General features: G+C 58.1%; 22 protein-coding genes and 1 riboswitch. Of the genes, 10 read left to right on the plus strand and 12 right to left on the minus strand.

Annotated elements, in window-relative coordinates:
• Positions 1 to 39: 39 nt before the first annotated feature.
• Together QRN55_RS11755 and QRN55_RS11760 are read right to left on the minus strand one after the other, a co-directional pair.
• Entirely contained in the window at positions 40 to 960 is a 921-nt protein-coding gene (locus QRN55_RS11755) for a dihydrodipicolinate synthase family protein (protein WP_284776828.1), read from the minus strand.
• A 160-nt stretch (positions 961 to 1,120) separates the two neighbouring features.
• The gene (locus QRN55_RS11760) at positions 1,121 to 1,522 is read right to left on the minus strand and encodes a DUF930 domain-containing protein (RefSeq protein ID WP_284776829.1); all 402 of its coding nucleotides are present in this window, start codon (positions 1,520 to 1,522) and stop codon (positions 1,121 to 1,123) included.
• A 236-nt stretch (positions 1,523 to 1,758) separates the two neighbouring features.
• Here QRN55_RS11760 and QRN55_RS11765 point away from each other — a divergent pair, with 236 nt between their 5' ends.
• On the plus strand, positions 1,759 to 3,858 hold the full coding sequence (locus QRN55_RS11765; RefSeq protein WP_284776830.1) for a S9 family peptidase: 2,100 nt from the start codon (positions 1,759 to 1,761) through the stop codon (positions 3,856 to 3,858).
• 493 nt (positions 3,859 to 4,351) lie between these two features.
• On the opposite strand, the gene QRN55_RS11770 is transcribed toward QRN55_RS11765, so the two are convergent.
• Positions 4,352 to 4,672, minus strand: coding sequence for a hypothetical protein (locus QRN55_RS11770; RefSeq protein WP_284776831.1), 321 nt, complete (start codon positions 4,670 to 4,672; stop codon positions 4,352 to 4,354).
• Positions 4,673 to 4,795: 123 nt separating this feature from the next.
• Here QRN55_RS11770 and QRN55_RS11775 point away from each other — a divergent pair, with 123 nt between their 5' ends.
• The 4 genes from QRN55_RS11775 (at position 4,796) to QRN55_RS11790 (ending at position 8,576) form a co-directional block, all read left to right on the plus strand.
• Entirely contained in the window at positions 4,796 to 5,809 is a 1,014-nt protein-coding gene (locus QRN55_RS11775) for an ABC transporter substrate-binding protein (RefSeq protein ID WP_065699561.1), read from the plus strand.
• Positions 5,810 to 6,080: 271 nt separating this feature from the next.
• A complete protein-coding gene (locus QRN55_RS11780; RefSeq protein WP_173996332.1) occupies positions 6,081 to 6,989 on the plus strand; it encodes an ABC transporter permease in 909 nt (302 codons plus the stop codon).
• The gene (locus QRN55_RS11785) at positions 6,982 to 8,082 is read left to right on the plus strand and encodes a quaternary amine ABC transporter ATP-binding protein (RefSeq protein ID WP_284776832.1); all 1,101 of its coding nucleotides are present in this window, start codon (positions 6,982 to 6,984) and stop codon (positions 8,080 to 8,082) included. The genes QRN55_RS11780 and QRN55_RS11785 overlap by 8 nt, the downstream gene beginning before the upstream one ends.
• Before the next feature lie 221 nt (positions 8,083 to 8,303).
• Positions 8,304 to 8,576, plus strand: a complete 273-nt coding sequence (locus QRN55_RS11790) for a hypothetical protein (RefSeq protein WP_284776833.1) — start codon at positions 8,304 to 8,306, stop codon at positions 8,574 to 8,576.
• A 271-nt stretch (positions 8,577 to 8,847) separates the two neighbouring features.
• Here the strand turns inward: QRN55_RS11790 and dmeF are convergent, their stop codons facing one another.
• Together dmeF and dmeR are read right to left on the minus strand one after the other, a co-directional pair.
• On the minus strand, positions 8,848 to 9,855 hold the full coding sequence (dmeF, locus tag QRN55_RS11795; protein ID WP_284776834.1) for a CDF family Co(II)/Ni(II) efflux transporter DmeF: 1,008 nt from the start codon (positions 9,853 to 9,855) through the stop codon (positions 8,848 to 8,850).
• Between the two features lie 9 nt (positions 9,856 to 9,864).
• Positions 9,865 to 10,137 carry a Ni(II)/Co(II)-sensing transcriptional repressor DmeR gene (gene dmeR / locus QRN55_RS11800; protein ID WP_045231236.1) on the minus strand — a complete coding sequence of 91 codons (273 nt, stop codon included), beginning with the start codon at positions 10,135 to 10,137 and terminating at the stop codon, positions 9,865 to 9,867.
• Between the two features lie 134 nt (positions 10,138 to 10,271).
• Between dmeR and QRN55_RS11805 the strand changes: the two genes are divergently transcribed.
• From QRN55_RS11805 to QRN55_RS11825, 5 genes are all read left to right on the plus strand, one after another.
• A complete protein-coding gene (locus QRN55_RS11805; RefSeq protein WP_284776835.1) occupies positions 10,272 to 10,685 on the plus strand; it encodes a MerR family transcriptional regulator in 414 nt (137 codons plus the stop codon).
• Positions 10,686 to 10,722: 37 nt separating this feature from the next.
• The gene (locus tag QRN55_RS11810; protein ID WP_284776836.1) at positions 10,723 to 11,241 is read left to right on the plus strand and encodes a DUF3885 domain-containing protein; all 519 of its coding nucleotides are present in this window, start codon (positions 10,723 to 10,725) and stop codon (positions 11,239 to 11,241) included.
• Positions 11,242 to 11,322: 81 nt separating this feature from the next.
• Positions 11,323 to 12,024, plus strand: a complete 702-nt coding sequence (locus QRN55_RS11815) for a hypothetical protein (protein WP_284776837.1) — start codon at positions 11,323 to 11,325, stop codon at positions 12,022 to 12,024.
• A gap of 227 nt (positions 12,025 to 12,251) precedes the next feature.
• Positions 12,252 to 12,740 carry a GNAT family N-acetyltransferase gene (locus QRN55_RS11820; RefSeq protein WP_112498418.1) on the plus strand — a complete coding sequence of 163 codons (489 nt, stop codon included), beginning with the start codon at positions 12,252 to 12,254 and terminating at the stop codon, positions 12,738 to 12,740.
• Positions 12,741 to 12,841: 101 nt separating this feature from the next.
• Positions 12,842 to 13,408, plus strand: a complete 567-nt coding sequence (locus QRN55_RS11825; RefSeq protein WP_284776838.1) for a type 1 glutamine amidotransferase family protein — start codon at positions 12,842 to 12,844, stop codon at positions 13,406 to 13,408.
• Between the two features lie 2 nt (positions 13,409 to 13,410).
• Here QRN55_RS11825 and QRN55_RS11830 read toward each other — a convergent pair whose 3' ends face one another.
• From QRN55_RS11830 to QRN55_RS11860, 7 genes are all read right to left on the minus strand, one after another.
• Entirely contained in the window at positions 13,411 to 13,737 is a 327-nt protein-coding gene (locus tag QRN55_RS11830) for a hypothetical protein (protein WP_284776839.1), read from the minus strand.
• Between the two features lies 1 nt (position 13,738).
• A complete protein-coding gene (locus tag QRN55_RS11835) occupies positions 13,739 to 14,452 on the minus strand; it encodes a CbtA family protein (RefSeq protein WP_112498415.1) in 714 nt (237 codons plus the stop codon).
• A 13-nt stretch (positions 14,453 to 14,465) separates the two neighbouring features.
• Positions 14,466 to 14,645 carry a CbtB domain-containing protein gene (locus tag QRN55_RS11840; RefSeq protein WP_233122821.1) on the minus strand — a complete coding sequence of 60 codons (180 nt, stop codon included), beginning with the start codon at positions 14,643 to 14,645 and terminating at the stop codon, positions 14,466 to 14,468.
• A gap of 151 nt (positions 14,646 to 14,796) precedes the next feature.
• A riboswitch (cobalamin riboswitch) is annotated at positions 14,797 to 15,055 on the minus strand.
• A gap of 28 nt (positions 15,056 to 15,083) precedes the next feature.
• Positions 15,084 to 16,001, minus strand: a complete 918-nt coding sequence (locus QRN55_RS11845) for a cytochrome c (RefSeq protein WP_284776840.1) — start codon at positions 15,999 to 16,001, stop codon at positions 15,084 to 15,086.
• Between the two features lie 74 nt (positions 16,002 to 16,075).
• Positions 16,076 to 16,507, minus strand: coding sequence for a c-type cytochrome (locus QRN55_RS11850; protein WP_162694648.1), 432 nt, complete (start codon positions 16,505 to 16,507; stop codon positions 16,076 to 16,078).
• 181 nt (positions 16,508 to 16,688) lie between these two features.
• Positions 16,689 to 17,324, minus strand: a complete 636-nt coding sequence (locus QRN55_RS11855) for a LysE family translocator (protein ID WP_284776841.1) — start codon at positions 17,322 to 17,324, stop codon at positions 16,689 to 16,691.
• A 190-nt stretch (positions 17,325 to 17,514) separates the two neighbouring features.
• Positions 17,515 to 18,357, minus strand: a complete 843-nt coding sequence (locus tag QRN55_RS11860) for a metallophosphoesterase (RefSeq protein WP_284777169.1) — start codon at positions 18,355 to 18,357, stop codon at positions 17,515 to 17,517.
• Positions 18,358 to 18,438 lie beyond the last annotated feature (81 nt).

Raw genomic sequence — 18,438 nt, forward strand, 5'->3', positions numbered from 1 at the left:
CTTCAACTGCATGGCAAATCTGCCCGCAAAGTGCCGGAATTATGGCGTGGCGTTGGGCAGGCCATCCAGCTCTGCAAGCTTTGCCAGCGCCTCTTCCACCCGCGCGCAATCGCTGACGCTGAGCGGCATGACCGGCAGAGGTGGCTGGCGGTGGGTGAGCGACAGCAGGTTGGCGGCGGCATAGACCACGCGGAAGCTGCCGAACTCCTTGAACAAGGCCCATAGTGGCTCGAAGTAAGCGCTGATCCGCTGAACTTCGGCGCTGTCGCCTGCCTGTGCGGCACGCAAAAGCCGCAATGAAGGCACCGGCAAAAGGCCCCCGATGACGCTGTACCAGGCGTCTGCTCCTTGCAGCACGGCATCGGCACAGCCCCAATCACCGCTATAGCCGATGGAGAAATTGTCGCCCAGACGCGGGCGTAGACGCTCCAGTTCCGGCTTGAATTCCATATTGGCGGCCAGGGGCATTTTTACCGCGAGGATATGCGGGATGTAAGCCAGCCGCACCAGCAGCTCGTCGGTGAAGGTAAAATGCGTGGTGGACGGGTTGTTGTAAATGCAGAGCGGCAGGCTGGTGGCACCGGCAACCGCTGCGAAGTGGTGATAAACCTCTTCCTGCGTCAGCGGGGCATAGGACACGGGTGCCAGCAGCAGCGCATTCGCTCCCGCCGCTTCCGCATCCTTTGCCAGCAGGACCGCGTCATTGGTGCGCAGCGTGCCCACGCCGACGAGAAGAGGACGGCTGCCTTTCAGGCACTCCGCTGCCGCTTCCACGGCCCGGCGGCGCTGTTCGCGAGAGAAATAGACGTAGCTTCCCGTGCTGCCCAGCAGGCCGATGGAGTCCACCTGCGCTGCCCCTGCCCTGTCGATCAACCGCGACAGCGCCTCGACATCGACGACGCCTTCTTCATCCGCCGGTGTCAGCGGAAACGCCGAAAGCCCGTGAAAACGCACACTCATGCAACCTGCCCCTGAAAAACCCTCTGACACAAGGATTAGTCGGCAATTCGGCAAGCGGCAATATCAATAAGAAATCAGTTAGATATCGTTGCGGATTGGCAACTGGCAGTCTCGCGGCCCTCATTCCTGTGCTTGTCACAGGAATGAGGGACGTTGTGGCTCAATCATACAAATAATGCTTCGCCCACTGCGCTTCCGGCACCTTGTCTCCCACCTTGTAATCAAAATCCTTGATACCTAGCGTGGACGTCGTGATCTGGCATTTGTAGCGCAGGCGGAACCATTCGCCGCCGCTTCTGAACACGGCGCCGGAGGCCTTGATGCTGTCGGAGGTTACATCAGGGTCGCCGAAGGCATAGGCGATAACCTTGTCGGGCTTCATGCCCTTTTGTTCCTTGGCGATGCGCTCCATGGCCTCGATATCGCAGCGCTGCTCGAGGCGTTCCTCGGGCGCCAGCACGTTCAACTGGCGCAGGACGTTGGCGTCGATGGCAAATGCAGGCATGGCCGCAGGCAGGCCGGCCAAGGTTGCAAGAAGGGCGACGGGGAAAAGCTTTTGCATGGGATCCTGTTCGGGCTCTTCGTTTCTTCTTTTTGATTCGCTGTGCAAACCCACTGATCGACAGCATCGACATGGATGTGTCAGATTTGCGATCTAGTATGAAATTGTGATGGAAAGCTGACAGAATTGTGCCCGTGTCCGGTTTCACCACGGCAAGATTTCGACCTTGATCCACCTGCGGTGGCACTCTACATCTTTGGCTACGCAGACTGATTTCCCATGAAAGCGAGTTTCCCTTGTCCATTTTCAAGAACCTGCCCGCAACGCCCGTTGCAGCGAAAAAGCCGACCACCGATACGCATCACGGCATAACGCGCACGGATGATTATGCGTGGTTTCGCGCCGACAACTGGCAGGCCATGTTCAAGGACCCGACGCTGCTGGCCCCTGAGATCCGCACCCATCTGGAGGCCGAGAACGCCTATATGGAAGCGGCCATGGCCGATACCAAGCCGCTTCAGGAAAAGCTTTTCGAAGAGATGAAAGGCCGCATCAAGCAAGATGATTCATCCGTGCCGGTGAATGACGGTCCCTATGCCTATGGCACCCTGTTCGTGACCGGTGGCGAGCAGCCGCATTATTTCCGCACGCCGCGCGGCGGTGGCGAGAAGCACGTTTTGTTGAACGGCGACAAGGAAGCCGAAGGCAAGGATTATTTCCGGCTCGCCGGTCTCGACCAGACCAGCGATCACAGTCGCGGCATCTGGGGTTACGACGACAAGGGTTCGGAATATTACACGCTGCGCATTCGTGAGCTGGAGAGCGGCGAGGACCTGGCAGACGTGATCGAGAACACTGCCGGTGGTGGCGCATGGGCGCCGGATGGCAAGAGCTTCTTCTATTCGCTGCAGGACGAAAACCACCGTCCGTCCAAGGTCTTCCACCACATTATCGGTCAGCCGCAATCATCCGACCGGTTGGTCTATGAGGAAAAAGACCCCGGCTTCTTCATGGGTGTGGGTGCTTCGGTTCTCGATGATTTCATCTTCATCGATATTCACGACCACGAGACCAGCGAGTACCGCATTCTCTCCACCAAGGATTTGACCGCCGAGCCGCAGGTCGTGGCGGAGCGTGAGGAAGGCATCGAATATTCGCTGTGCGAGGGCGGCGATGTCTTCTACATTCTAACCAATGACGGCGACGCCAAGGATTTCCGCATCTGCCAAACACCGGTCGCGGCGCCGGGCAAGGAAAACTGGACGGAAGTGGTGCCGCACGAACCGGGCCGTCTCATCCTCGATATCGACGCCTATGCCCGCCATCTGATCTGGCTGGAGCGTCGCGATGGCCTGCCACGCATCGTCATCCGCGACCGTGTGAGCGGCGAGGAACACAGCGTTGCGTTTGACGAAGAGGCCTATTCGCTGGGTCTGCACGGTGCGGCGGAATACGACACCAATGTCATCCGCTTCAGCTACTCTTCCATGACGACGCCAAGCCAGCTGTACGATTACGACATGGTGACGCGTGAGCGCACGCTTCTGAAAACGCAGGAAGTGCCTTCCGGTCATAACCCTGAAGACTATGTGACGCGTCGCATCATGGCGACGTCGCATGATGGCGCGCTGGTGCCGGTCTCCCTGCTTTACCGCAAGGATACACCGCTGGATGGTTCAGCTCCGTGCCTGCTTTATGGGTACGGCGCTTACGGCATTTCCATCCCCGCGTCCTTCAGCACCAACAATCTGTCGCTGGCCGATCGCGGCTTCGTCTATGCCGTAGCCCATATTCGCGGCGGCAAGGACAAGGGTTTCGAATGGTACGAAACCGGCAAGATGGAGCATAAACAGAACACGTTTAAAGACTTTATCGCGGCGGCTGACCATCTGGTGAAGGATGGCTTCACCTCCTATTCCGGCATCATCGCGGAAGGGGGCTCTGCCGGGGGCATGCTGATGGGCGCGGTGGCCAATATGGCACCGGAGAAATTCGCAGGCATCATCGCTGCAGTTCCCTTCGTGGACGTGCTGACCACCATGCTGGACGACACCCTGCCGCTGACACCGCCGGAATGGCCGGAATGGGGCAACCCGCTGGAATCGGAAGAGGAATATCAGTGGATCGCGGCCTATTCGCCTTACGACAATGTCAGCGCGAAACCCTACCCGCCGCTTCTAGCCATTTCAGGCCTGACCGACCCGCGCGTGACCTACTGGGAGCCGACCAAGTGGGTGGCGAAGCTGCGCGAGCACACCACGGGTGAAGCGCCCATTCTGCTGAAGACCAATATGGCGGCGGGGCATGGTGGCAAGTCCGGGCGGTTCCAGCGGCTTGAGGAGATTGCGTTTGAGTATGCGTTTGCGCTGAAGGTGGCTGGGAAGGCTGCGGTTTGACGATCCGGATAGGTGAAGGAACGCCCATGATTGGGATAGGCTGACCTTTGTGGTTCACGCATCACCACCCACTCCCCTCATTCCTGTGCTTGTCACAAGAATCCAGTCGTCGCGCGTCTGCGCGGCGGAGAGAGTCTTTTCAGCCCAAGGACTTGGGCTGGCTGGATTCCTGTGACAAGCACAGGAATGAGGGGAGTGTGGATGTACGCTTCTAGACAAAGCTGCATTGTCAGTCGTGCGGCGGGGAGACGGTGGCCGTAGTGGTTAAATGTGAGGTTCCATTGACGCCCAAACCCACTCGGATCGTCATGTTCGGGCTTGTCCCGAGCATCTAACCACGTTGCGTCCGCGGAAGCGTGCTTAGATCCTCGGGACAGGCCCAGGATGACGAACTTGAGGGCCGCCGGGAGAAAAATACCTCCTAAAAATGATTTATATGAGATTTTTTCCACAAAAAATCAAATCATCAGGTTATTCGAATGTATCTTCAAAATTAATTGCATTTTAATTTTTCAAGAAATTTAAAAATACATTTTATCAGTATAATATAGCCATCCAAAAGTATTACCCATCCCTCAAAATGGTTCCGCAGCAATGCGCATGGCTGCAATGCGGCATTTTGCGTTGCAATATCATCTTCTCGCCGTATTATAAAACCCGTTGACATATTTACGCGCTTTTTCGCCGCTGTGACTGCGGCTCTTTTCGTCGCTGTCGAGCGACTTTTCTTTGACGGGTTTCCACTCGTCTTTCCGCGCATGTCATTTCGTTCTGGGGCTTTCGCTGGCGCATGCTGGCGGAATTCACGCTCCATGGCTTTAGCTCTGCGTTCTGGCAGCCGATATCGTTGATGTCGCGCCGGCGCTTTGGCAGGCCGGGCTTTGCAGTGCCCCGGTATGCCTCACATAAACACTGCATTAGACTTGGGGGTCTTACAATGAAGAAACTCCTCGCCTCGACCATTCTTGTCACGGGCTTCACCCTCGCCGCCGCCGCTGGCGCAAGCACCGCCAACGCCGCTGAGACCTGCGGCAATATCTCCATCGCCGAAATGAACTGGGCATCCGCTGGTGTCGCGGCTTATGTCGATAAGTTCATCATGGAAAACGGTTATGATTGCACGGTCGATATCGTGACCGGCGATACCACACCGACCTTCACCTCCATGAACGAAAAAGGCCAGCCTGACATGGCGCCTGAAATGTGGGTCAACACACTCGGCGCGCCTTACGAGGAAGCCATCAAGTCCGGCAATCTCATTCAGGACGTCAAGATCCTCAGCGATGGCGGCATCGAGGGATGGTGGATTCCGAAGTATCTGGCTGATGCACATCCCGACATCAAGACAGTCGAAGATGCACTCAAGCACCCCGAACTGTTCCCCGCCCCGGAAGATGCCAGCAAGGGCGCCGTCTTCGGTTGCCCTCCCGGTTGGGGTTGCCAGCCAACGACGGCCAATCTGTTCAAGGCGCGCAAGGCGGAAGACAAGGGCTTTACCCTCGTCGATACCGGCTCGGCTGCGGGTCTCGATGGCTCCATCTCCAACGCTTACGAAAAGAAGCAGGGTTGGCTTGGCTATTACTGGGCACCAACGGCGATCATGGGCAAATACGACATGGTCAAGCTGGATGACGGCGTCGAACTCGACCGCGAAGCCTACGACAATTGCATCGCCAAGGCCGATTGCGCCGACCCCAAGCCAAACGCCTATCCCGTCGCTGACGTCTTTACCGTCGTGACCAAGGAGTTTGCCGAAAAGGCTGGCCCTTCAGGCGAATACGTGAAGAAGCGCCAGTGGGATAATGAAACCCTGGCGAAAATTCTGGCCTGGATGGATGAAAATCAGGGCACCAATGAAGACGGTGCAGCGTACTTCCTCGAGAACCATGAGGACATCTGGACGAAGTGGGTTTCGCCTGAAGTGGCTGAGAAGATCAAGGCTTCGATTTGATGTGAGTGCGTTTGGGGCTGCGGTTTGATCGCAGCCCTTGAATGCGTGGCTCACCCCCCTCTGCCCTGCCGGGCATCTCCCCCACAGGTGGGGAGATCAGCCGGGCGCGCCGACATCGCTCCACTCTCGACGTTTGAGGTGACCGAGAGGTCGCCCCGAGTCGTTCTCCCTCCTTGTGGGGGAGATGTCCGGCAGGACAGAGGGGGGTATGCCGCATACTCGGCATCGACCCACAAGCCCCTCTAACAAACACTAAGGGAAAAAAACAATAATGGCCCTCTGTAATCTCCTGCCGGATATGCTGTGCAAGTTTCCGGCCATTGGCAACAGCACCATGCGCGTGGCGCGCAAGTCTATCGATGACGGCTTCCGTGATATCGTTCGCAGTTACGGCGATGTCATCGATACGGTCATGCACCCGCTGCAGCTGTTTTTGAATTCATCTGAACGCTTTTTCACGCAGACGCCGTGGATCATCATTTTTCTTGGCCTGCTGGCCATGGTGCATCTGGCCGGGCGCAGCTTCCGCATCACGCTTGGCACCGCCGTTTCGCTGTGCCTGATCGGCGCGGTCGGTCTGTGGCGCGATGCGATGACGACGCTGTCGATCGTGGCGATTGCGACGCTGATCGCCGTTGCCATCGGCCTGCCGCTGGGCATTCTCATGGCGCGGTCCGAGCGTCTCCAGCGTTTCATCAATCCGGGTCTGGATGTGATGCAGACAATGCCGAGCTTCGTGTACCTCATTCCGGTCGTCGTCATCTTCGGCATCGGCAAGGTGCCGGGCCTGATTGCGGTTGTCATCTACGCGATACCGCCGATGATCCGCCTGACCAATCTGGGCATTCGCATGGTGGACCGGGAAACGCTGGAAGCAGCGGACGCCTTCGGCTCGTCCAACACCCAGAAGCTGTTCAATGTGCAGCTGCCATTGGCGCTGCCCACCATCATGACCGGCATCAACCAGACCATCATGATGTCGCTGGCCATGGTCGTGGTCGCCTCCATGGTCGGTGTCGGCGGTTTGGGCAAGAACGTGCTTCAGGCCATCAACAACCAGTTCTTCACAATCGGCTTTCTGAACGGCTTTGCGCTGGTGGCCATCGCCATCATGTTCGACCGTGCCAGCCAAGCCTTCGGCAAGCGTTTGCAGAAATATCGCGAGGTGCAACATGGCTAAGGACATCGAAATCCGCCAACTTTACAAGATCTTCGGCAAGCACCCTGAGAGACATCTCGAAGCCGTTAAAAACGGCTTGAGCAAGACGGAGCTGAACGACAAGCACAATCACGTTCTCGGTCTCAACAACATCAACATCACCATGCCCGGCGGCAAGATCACCGTGGTCATGGGGCTCTCTGGCTCCGGCAAGTCTACGCTGATCCGCCACATCAACCGGCTGATCGAGCCGAGTGCGGGTGAAGTTCTGTATGGCGGCGAGGACGTCTGCTCGATGGGCACGTCCGCCCTTCGCGATTTCCGCCGCCACAAGACAGCGATGGTGTTCCAGAAATTCGGGTTGTTGCCGCACCGCACGGTTCTGGAAAACAGCGTCTATGGTCTCGATATTCAGGGCGTGTCCCGCAAGGACAGCCTTGAAAAAGGCCGCTACTGGCTGAACCGGGTGGGCCTTGATGGTTACGAGGACAATTACCCCAACCAGCTGTCCGGCGGCATGCAGCAGCGCGTGGGTCTGGCCCGAGCGCTCACCAACGATGCAGACATTCTGTTGATGGACGAGGCCTACTCTGCGCTCGACCCACTGATCCGCGTCGATATGCAGACCATGCTGCTCGATCTTCAGCAGGAACTGAAGAAGACCGTCGTCTTCATCACCCACGATCTGGATGAAGCGCTGCGTCTCGGCGACCATATCGCAATCCTGAAAGACGGCGAGATGGTGCAGCAGGGCGATGGCCAGAGCATCATCCAGCATCCGGCCAATGAATATGTCAGCGACTTCGTGCGCGACGTAAACCGTGGCCGCGTGTTGCAAGCCACCACCGTCATGGAACCGGCCACGACCGCGCCGGAAAACCTGTCGGTTCTGGAAACGGACACGCTGGAAAACATTGCCCGTGACATGACGGATGCCAACGAGACCACCGCGCAAGTGGTAGACGAGGACGGCAAGACGGTTGGCAGCATCGGCATCGAGACGCTGATGGCGGCCATGGTGACCCCAGCCACGCAGGATGATGAGGCCGCGACGACAGACGTGCCACTGACAGAGCCGTCAGAATCGCCGGAACCGGAAAAGCGGATCGCCTGATTCTACCCAACGCTCTCCACGACTCACCTTGCGGAGGGCGTCTTACGTTAGGGAATCGCTCGAAATAGCGGTTTTCTGGTTTGGCAACCCTAAAAAACGTAAAAACGAAGCAGCACTTTCCATGCTGTCAAGCGAAGAACGCAAGCCAAACACAATGACGCAAGCTTCGCGCAAGCTTCGGCCGTTAACAATTCGTTAATCGGTCAAGAAAGAGGCTTGCAATGAATATCGATAATAATATCGGCGGATCTGCGCATCAAAGCCGCTCTCAGCACATCGAAAAGCGCACGGTTGAGCCTGTCGCTCCCGAGCAGCAGCAAACGGTTTCCGGCGGCGGCAGACTTTCGTTCGTCAACGTGCTGGAAACGACGTCTCTTGCCAACGTTCTGTGGACCGTTAGCAATGACGCAGATTCCAGCACCGCGCAGGGCAGCGAAGGGGCCACTTCGCAGCTGGACAGCGCCTGGTTTCGCCAAGCCTATACGGAACATTGATCTGCCCACGAATCGCATCGCTCAAACTGCGTCTACGTCGCCAGCAAGCATATTTTAGATTAAAAGTTGATTAATGTTGCGGGAGTGGCTGCGCTCAAAAGTCATCGCGCCGCTCCACATTCAACGCTCTGCGGCTTGAGTTATGACGCCGCGATCTCCAAACTTTCTCAGCTAGCGCAAGCGCGCAGACGCGCGACGACTGAATTCCTGTGACAAGCACAGGAATAAGGTATGCACACGCCTTATCGCTTCAGGCCTTGAACTCAACACATCACGCCGGATGGGCAGTGCTGATCTCTACCGTCACATGCGACAGCTCGCGGATTGCTTCCAGCTTCTGCCGATAGAATGCTGGTGCCTGCGGTGACGATGCCTGGATCGAGACGATGGCGGCATGGTGCCCCGGCCCTACCTGCCAGACATGCAGATCTGTGATCCGCTCCTGCGGGGTTTCCACCGCATCTCTAATCTCACGCGAAAGGTCCTGCGCTTCTGGTGCGGCATCGACCAGCACGGATGCGGTAGAGCGCAGCAGCCCCCAGGACCAGCGCGCAATCACGATGCCGCCGACGATGCCCATGGCCGGATCGAGGAAAGTCCAGCCGTTCCATTTGCCCAACAGCAGCGCGACGATGGCGAGCACCGATGTCAGCGCATCGGCCAGCACATGCAGATAGGCGGAACGCAGGTTGTTATCCTTGCCGCCCTGGCTTTCATGGTGCGCGTGATCACCATGATGGGCGTGGCTTCCATGGTGCGCGTGGCTGCCATGCGAATGTCCATGTCCGTGGTCGTGATGGTGATCGTCCTTCAACAGCCACGCGCTGACGAGGTTGACCACGAGACCGATGGCGGCAACCGCGATTGCCTGATTGAAATCGATATCCACCGGCGAAAAGAAGCGCAGCAGGCTTTCCCACGCGATCATGATGGCGGCAACACCCAGCACCACGGCGCTGGCAAAGCCCGCGAGATCGCCGAATTTTCCCGTCCCGAAGGTGAAACGGTCATTGGCAACCTGACGGCGGGCATAGAGATAGGCCAGAGCCGAAATCAGCATCGCGCCCGCATGGGTCGCCATATGCCAGCCATCCGCCGTCAGCGCCATGGAGCCGAACCAGCTACCGGCGGCAATTTCCGCCACCATCATCGCCGTCGTCAGGCCGATGACGGCCCAGACGCGGCGCTCATTGCGCTCGTGGTTATCGCCGAGAAAGACATGGCTATGCGTGCCGTGGGGATGTGGATGCGAGTGTAAATGGTCAGTCGCTGCCGTCATGGCACACCTCTATCGAATGTAGGTTTTCAGAACCTGCGCCAGTTCTTCCGTGGCACGGGCACGCTCTTCGTCATTTTCGGCATGCAGAACATGTTCATGCAGATGGTCCTGCATCACCTCGCCCGTCAGCCCGGACAGCGCGCCGCGCACGGACGCCAGCAATTGCAGCACCTCTCCACACGGCTTGCCACCTTCCAACGCCCGCTCCACCGCTTCCATCTGGCCTTTGAGGCGACGGATGCGGGCAAGCAGCTTGTCCTTGTTCTGGGAGGTGTGTGACATGAGTTTCTTTCAAAATAATATAGGGGGGTATACTATATGGAAATGACGCAGTGTGCAAGGTGCCGCCCCCCTCACCTTGCTACCGTGCCACCAAAGATCTATATCTCCAGAAGCTATAGCTATGAGGAATGGATATGTACTCCATCGGTGATCTGTCTCGAAACACCGGCGTCAAGGTGCCGACCATTCGCTACTACGAGCAGATGGGCCTGCTGCGGGCAGCCGAACGGTCCGAGGGCAACCAACGGCGCTACGAAAAATCCGACCTCGAACGCCTCGCCTTCGTGCGCCACGCCCGCGACCTTTGCCTCAATCTCGATGCGATCAAAGAACTGATCGCGCTCAGCCAGCACCGCGATATGCCCTGCACCGACGCCGACCGCATCGCCGCCGACCACCTGACGACCGTCCGCGAAAAGATCGCAAAGCTGAAGAAGCTGGAACACGAGCTGGAACGCATCGTCTCTCATTGCGACGGGCATTCTATCGAGGATTGCTATGTTATCCGCGCGCTGTCGGATCACAGGCTGTGTGAGCACGAGCATTGAGATTGACTGGATAATAAAGGGAATTTTGCATTACTCCATGGCGCCAATTGAAACCCTAGAACAGGATTTTCGTCTCGACTGGAGCCGCTTTTACGGCCACCGGCAGCCTCTTGCTTATTCACTTCGGCAGGATAAATCTGTTCCATGGAAACGATTTCATGCTTTGCCGAACTCCAAGCGTTACGCTGAAAACGAGGCCGAAACGGCGATCATCTTGGAGAGGGCTTACGCCCTCGGTGATGCCGTGTTTGGTAACGAAGCGGAGTGTTGGCAGGTTGAATGCCGCGGATTTGAAGCGTGTGACGATGAGCCCGGAGAAAACTCTTGGTCATTCAAGGTTACGAAAATACGGTGGCGTAAGGGCGAGCACGACAAACTGCTCTTGGCGATAGCCGATGACGCAATCGGGCCAACAATGTGGGTATGCCGGGAACACGGAGCCATTTTACCTCCCTATGATGGAGGCTTCGACTTATTTCCCGACAGCTTTAAAAAAGTGTCGGACCTCGCTGCCAAATTCCAAAACTGGATTTCACCTCATCCAGAAGGGCTCTGACCAACGTGTCCGTAGCGGAAATGGGAGACGATATAGTCGAATGATTTTTCTGGATATTACAATCGAGAGGTAAATCACGATATGCCCAACGAGTGGGAAGAAAAGAGAAACCAGCAAAATTCTTGGTTCAAACAGCAATTTCGCGTCTGGCAGGCAGCCTGGCATGACGCTTTTGACCAAGACCAGTTGCTGAAGGTGAACGCAGAAGTAGAGCGTCGTTTCCCCCTTCCAGAGGATATCGACGTTGATCACCGGCTGATTTACGAGTTTTGTCATGTCCTACCCGAAACGCGGCGAGCCTGTTTTTCCATGTTTCCAAACGGAGCGGAAATGTATCGGAGGCTCGAGGATTATCTGGCGTCCCCTTCAACACAACTTACGGAAAAAGAAGCTCGCAAGCTGGTGCGGGACATAGAGCATAGTGCCCTTGAAGCGCGCCCAAACGAGCAGGTCGATTGGTCAAAAATCATCGTAATTGATCCAGCAGCGTGCAACACTGACGACGCCTTGCCCGATGTGCAGCGAATATCATACCTCTTCGAGCAAAACTTATGGGAGCCCACCCCGGATGAACAATTGCAGGCTGTTGGTGCACAGCTCTTCCTAAACGAGCCACTCTATGCGGCTGCAGGCAATACGTTCCATCTCCGAGACTGGGTGACCGCCGCGATGTTCGACCCCAACCTTGATCGCGTGTATGAGGTGAACCATCGGCTCCGGTGCGCAGGCTGGGGACTTCATTATGCAGATGGGCAGCTCTTTTTGATACGCGACGACGCGTAAGCAAATCCGAATTTTGGTCTGCATGCCCTTAGCGCCCTTGACACCTTCCCAATTCCAGCGCATCACTCACGGCATGATCAACGCACGCGCACCCATTTCCTGCACGTATTTTTGGGCCTTCCTTTAAGGGCGGCTCGACAGATCACTTTGTCAACAAGCCGCCGTCAGGCGGCTTTGTTGTTTTCAAACGTCCTGACGGCACCACCAAAAAACCGAGGGACGAGAAAATGACTGAGGACAGCCTTCTGACTTTGCCGAGACCGCCTGTCGTGACCATTCGTGGGGCGCGCAAGACGGATTTGCCTGAGCTGAACGAGATGATCACGCTGCTGGCCGCCCATCATGGCGATGCGGCTGCGATTACGCCTGAGAAGCTGGAGCGCGATCTGTTCGCGCAGATGCCGTGGATCACCGCGCTGGTAGCAGAGGCGGATGGCGAGTTGATCGGCTACGCCATTCTCGTGCCGCAGTACCGCGCGCAGGAAGGCCGTCGCGGCATGGAACTGCACCACCTCTTCGTGCGGGATGGACATCGTGGCCACGGCACCGGCCAACATCTGGTCGGGCGTGCACGCGATGTGGCCAAGCGTTGCGGCTGCGACTTCCTGTCCGTCGGTGCTGCCACTGGCAATTTCGCTGCGCACAAGTTCTACGAAAACATGGATTTCGTGCCCCGTCCCGTCACCGGCATGCGCTTCATGCAGGCACTGGCGTAGAGCATCGAACGAGACGGAACCGACCAAGCCGTTTTCAGGTTTCGCTTGACGGCCGGACATCCGGTCGCCGATCTTGATGTCTTTGATCGCAGGAGAAGACTATGCCTCGCATCGCCTTGGCTCTGACCGAGGAATTTGCCGATTGGGAACCCGCTTTGCTGGCCGCGGCAGCACGGGGATATCTAGGAGTCGATATTGTCACGGCCTCACCGGATGGCGCGCCCGTGACATCCATGGGCGGCCTGAGGGTCACGCCCGACATGGCCTATGACGCGCTCGCCCCGGAGACGATCCATGCGCTGGTCATTCCCGGCGGGCTGGCCTGGGAAAAGGGAGCGGCACCGGATTTCACCGATCTCGTCCACCGCTTTCGCACCCAGCACCGCGTGGTCGCCGGCATTTGCGCCGCGGCAAGCGCGCTGGCGGGAACCGGCGTGTTGAACCACGTGGCCCATACCGGCAATTCGCTAGAGTCCCACGGCAAGTACGAGATCTATCAGGGCGTGGAGCACTACCGCGACCAGCCGCAAGCCGTCAGCGACGAAGGCATCGTCACTGCACCCGGCAGCGCGCCGGTGACTTTTGCCGCCGAAGTGCTGAAGGCGCTCGATCTGTGGGGACCGGAAGCAGAAGCCGAAATCGCGGTGTTTTCAGCGGAGCATCGGTGAGATCAGCGCGGATCGAGAACGCGGCAGGCACGGGCTGCGCCCTGCGTGGCATTTCCGGCCATCACGCGTCTGACATCACGGCTGTTGATGTGCAGGCTGCGGTCGAATGGCAACGCAAGTCGCGCGATCTTGGCGGTAGCCGCGCTTAAGAACGCATTTCTGTTTTCCGCGAAAAATGTCAGGCAAGCATCCCTGCCCGGCTCTTCCGGCAACAACGCCTTGAAGGCCAGCCGATGCATGGCGCAAGGTGCGCCATGACCGGGGATGGAAAAACGCAGGGCGTCGAGCTCGTCGCTCCATTCCAATGCGTTTTCACCAGGTTGGGGCATATTACCGGGCTGTCTCGAAGCGCTTGAGGAACAGGCCGCTCAGCGAGCCGAGGATGAGCCAGAAGACAAAGCTGGTGACGGTGGCGAGAACCATGAAACGGCGTTCCAGCGGCAACGGGGCCAGCGCATGTTCACCCTCTGGCGGCAGTGGCGCGCCGACGATGTGCGGTGCGACGATGAGCACCACAGCAAGGATGATGGCCCACGGTTCGTTGCGTTTGAAGGCAAGTAGCGCAATGCCGCCAGCCGTTGCCGCAACGGTCGCGACCCACCAGATTTGCCGTGCTTCAAGCGCAGCAGCTGGGCTTCCCGGCAATTCCGGTGGCAGGCCGATCATGGGGGCGAGCATGACGGCGGCAAAACCGGCAAGGCCCCAGAACAGGCCCTCGCGCCAGCCGCCCTGGGTGCTGCGCAGCGAGATAAGGGCTGTCAGTACCAGCGCGTAACCGATAGCCGTCAGCACATTGGCGGCAAGGGTATAGGCGTTGCGCTCGAAGCCATCGGCAGGTGCCCATGCCTCGGTATCGTGGTGATGGTCGGCAGGTGTTGCTGCATCGTGGGCGTGAGCGGGGGCTGCTTCGCCACCCGCGTTCTCGAACGTTTCCGCCTGGAGAATGAGCGGCGTGGTGCCGATGGCTTGAAGTGCGCTGACGGCCAGACCGGCAATCAGCCCCACCAGAACGGCGGTGAAGACGATGTTACGGAAAAATGGCATTGATACTCTCCCCTCAATGGCAAGGGAAAGCGTTGGCATGACGCGTGTCATGCGCGGCATTGTGCACGGCTTCGACATGAGAAAAACCGACGAAGCCGACGATGAACAGGCCGAGTGCGGCTGCCGTCAATGATTGCGCGATTTTCGATGTTTTGGTTGAGACGGCTGAGGCCGTATTCTGCTGGATAGACATGGTGACCCTTTCCTGTGCGGGTGGGCGTTGTTCTGATCAAACGCCGCACGACCGCATTCAACATTCACCACGGGGAAAAGAGACACAGGGTCCTAAGGCCTGAAATGTCAGACCTCGCAACCGTGCTGTTCCGGACACCCCGCCGGTTTGGACGACACTTCACGTGATGGCAGGTCTCCTGGCTTGCGGGTCGTAACCTTGAAAACACCTTCCCAATCCTTTTGCATCGGCATCTTACTTTACGAAATCGAAGACGATTTCGCGTCGATGCGCCAGATCAGTGGCTTTTCGTTCTCAGGCTATCCGCTCACAGTTGCGGGGGCAGCCACGAATCAAAGCTTGGCGCTTCTATCGTGTTCCCTTTTCACTTTCCGGGCGAACCCGGAAAGACCATCACACATCTGTTATCCGGCGGAAGTTTCGCCGAGTCAATGGCCATCAGGGAGATGGCAGCGCCTTGAGGTAGGCCGCGATCGCATCGCGGTCTTCGGCGGGAATGCGGGCCATGTTCTGCTGCACCTTGACCATGGAGCCGCCAGCACTGTCGAAATCCGGTGTGAAGCCAGTCTCGAGGTAGTTGGCGATATCGGCCTGAGTCCACGAGCCGATCGTGGCGGATTCGGGACGGATGTCGGGTATCTTGCCCTCGCCCTCCGGGTTCGGTCCGCCCGCCAGCCACTGTCCCTTGAGGAAGCCACCCAGCGCATCGCGTGGTGTGTGGCACTCGCCGCAATGGCCAAGGCCTTCGACCAGATATTGTCCGCGCACGACATCCGCACTCGCATTGGCAAGTTCGACACGCGGCTGCCCCTTGTCGAAATACAGGAACTTCCAGCCGCCCAGCGACAGGCGAATGTTGAAGGGAAACGGCAGATCGTGGCCCGGCGCATCATTGGTGCTGGCGGGCAACGTTTTCAGATAGGCAAAGAGGTCGTTGACATCCTGCGGCGTCATCCGCGCATAGGAATTATAGGGAAAAGACGGGTAGAGATGTTCGCCCTGCTTGCCGACGCCGCGCGTCATGGCATCGCCGAATTCTGCGACTGTCCATGCGCCTATGCCATGCTGCGGATCGGGCGAGATATTGGGCATGTGGAAGGTGCCGAAGGGGCTGGGCAGCGCCTGCCCGCCGGAGAGCATCTTCAGCGCATCACCCGTGGCATCGGGTGCCGCGTGGCAACTGGCGCAACCGCCTGCCCAGAACAGGGTCTCGCCATTGGCAAGGTTCGGTTCGCCTAAATTGGCCCAGTGGCTGGGCGCCTGACGTTGAGGCGCGGTCACCCACATGAAAACACCGAGCCCCGCCGCGCCCGCAATAACGGCACCGCCTGCCAGCCTGGCCCAGATGGAAGCCATCGCCTTCTCCGCCTATTGTAAAATCCATGATGAAAAAGTCCGCCGGATGACCGGCGGACCTGGCTTTTCAGCGATTACTTCTTGAGGCGATACGTCTGGTGACAGCTGCTGCAATCTGCACCCAGCGTCTTCAGGGCAGCACCGACGCTGGCCTGGTCCGTCGGCAACTGTGCCAGAACCGCGTCCGCATCCGTGCCGAGCTTTTCGGACTTCGACTTGAAGTCTGCGAAGTTCTGCCAGATGGCAGGCGCCGCAGCACCGCCTTCGGAACCGGCAGGGAACTGGTCCGGGAACGCCTTGGCGTTGGTGCTGATGGTGGTGACGGCGGTCTTGACGGCGGCTGCGTCGTAAGGCTTTTCACCCTTGGCGATAGCGCCCAGCGCGCCCATGGCACCGCCGATACCCTTCATCAGGCCTTCGCGCTTTTCGACCTCGCCGGCTGCGGAAACCGCACCGGCGCAAAGACAGCCTATCAGTATGGATGCGGCAATGGTTTTAAGCTTCATCGTCTCTCTCCTGGGATCCGCCGCAGCGGGGTGATGCTATGAAATGGTCTTAAATGTCAGAACGTGGAACAGCCGCGCAGATACACTCAACATTGGCCACGAGCGAAACAGAAGATGCCTGTTTCACATGGCAAAAAGAAGTCACATTCCGGTGAATTTTTCAAGCATTATCAGTCCCATATCACCTCACGGCAACGGCCTCCCAAATCGTGAAACCGGCGATGATGACCAGCAGCAAGCCCGCAGCGCGACCGATAAAAATCGTTGTCTGCGGCGAGGACACCAGCAAATCCCGGCTTTTGCCCGCTGTTAGCGCCAGCGTTCCATAAACCGCAAGCTGCGTGCCCGCCGTCATCAGCCCCATGATGACGCCCTGTATCCACACCGGACCGTAGATCGGCTTCAGGAATTGCGGGTAAACGGCCATCATGAAAAGATAGGCTTTGGGGTTGGACAGGCACGTGACGATGCCACGCCAGAACGCACGACGGGCCGACGCGCTGGCGCTCACCTCATCCCCCTCCACCACAATGGAACTGCGCATGAGGCCGATGCCAACCCAGACCATATAGGCCGCGCCAAAAATCATCAGCGGCGTGAACAGCACGGGCATGAGGCTGGCGAGAAGCCCCACGCCGACAGCGCCGTACAGCGAATGCACCACCCCGCCCGCCATGATGCCGGATGTCGCGGCAAGTCCCGCCTTTCGGCCGCCGGTCAGCGAACTTGCCAACACAAGAAGCATGTCGATACCCGGCAAGATGATGATGCCGAACAGGAGGGAGAAATAAAGCCAGAGATTTTCCGTGTAGGTCATATCGAATAGTCCTGAAAATAGAGCGGTCGCAAAATGATCGATGTGGGATATCGCGCCAAATCCAGCCGCTTTTCCGGGAAACATCAAATGAATAGAAATATCAAATGAATACGTGTGGTGAACTCATCTCGCGGGCGATACATTTCGCCTGCTGACTACATTGCGGTGGGCTGTCTGAAATATCTTGATATCAGAAGCTTAGCGTTCTCGAGTCTTCACGACCGAAACCGCGGATGTCGATTCTGTCGTCATAGACATCGGCAATGGCGAAGGTGTTTTCGTCCCGCGTATCGACCATGCCCTTGAAGTTCAGAAAATGCGTGCCGCCAAGCAGGCCGTAGTTGCCGACGTGGTTGTGGCCGCAGAACCAAGCCTTGGCACTGGGATGTGCCGAGAGAAGGTCGAGGATGTCAGGTGCGTCCCACATATTGTGAGAGTTTTGCGGGTAGAGTGGGTAGTGGCAGAAAAGGACGGCGCTTTCGCCTGCCGCATCTGCCGCGGCCAACGTGTCGCGAAGCCACGTGAACTGCTCAGGGCTGAAAGAGCCGTTCCAGTCTTGCGCGTTGACGGCATCCGCCTGCGCAAGGGCCGCCAATCTCTGCGCCGCCAGCTCCCGACGCGGATCACCCGGGGGTGGCGCAAAGACGCTGACATCACTGCCATCCAGCACGATGAAGCGGACGCCGCCGATAGCAAAGTCATACCAGGGTGTAGGCATACCGAGACGCGCATGGACCTTGTCGAGATATTCAGGCGCAACCGCAAAATCATGATTGCCGGGCAGCAATACGGAGCGATGCTTCAGCCTGTCGTAACACGCCAGAATAGCGTCGAAATTCTCCCAGCCACGATCGATGATATCCCCCAGCGTCACCACGAATTCGAGATCGTGGGCGTTGAACACCTCGATTGCAGCGTCCAGCTTGCGCGTGCTTTGCGCATAAAACCGGTCCATCTCCGGGCGCGGCGCGATATCGGCATATTGAGCATCGGCGATGATGCCGAAGGAAAAGAGAGGGGATGTGTCGGTCATGATGGCACCCGCATAGGCCGGGCGAATGACACGCATATGACAGAACGAAAACACCCGGCGCTGAGGCCGGGTGTTTCGTAT

Origin of the sequence: Agrobacterium sp. lyk4-40-TYG-31, from assembly GCF_030209855.1 — a bacterium.
GTDB classification, from domain to species: Bacteria; Pseudomonadota; Alphaproteobacteria; order Rhizobiales; family Rhizobiaceae; genus Agrobacterium; species Agrobacterium vaccinii.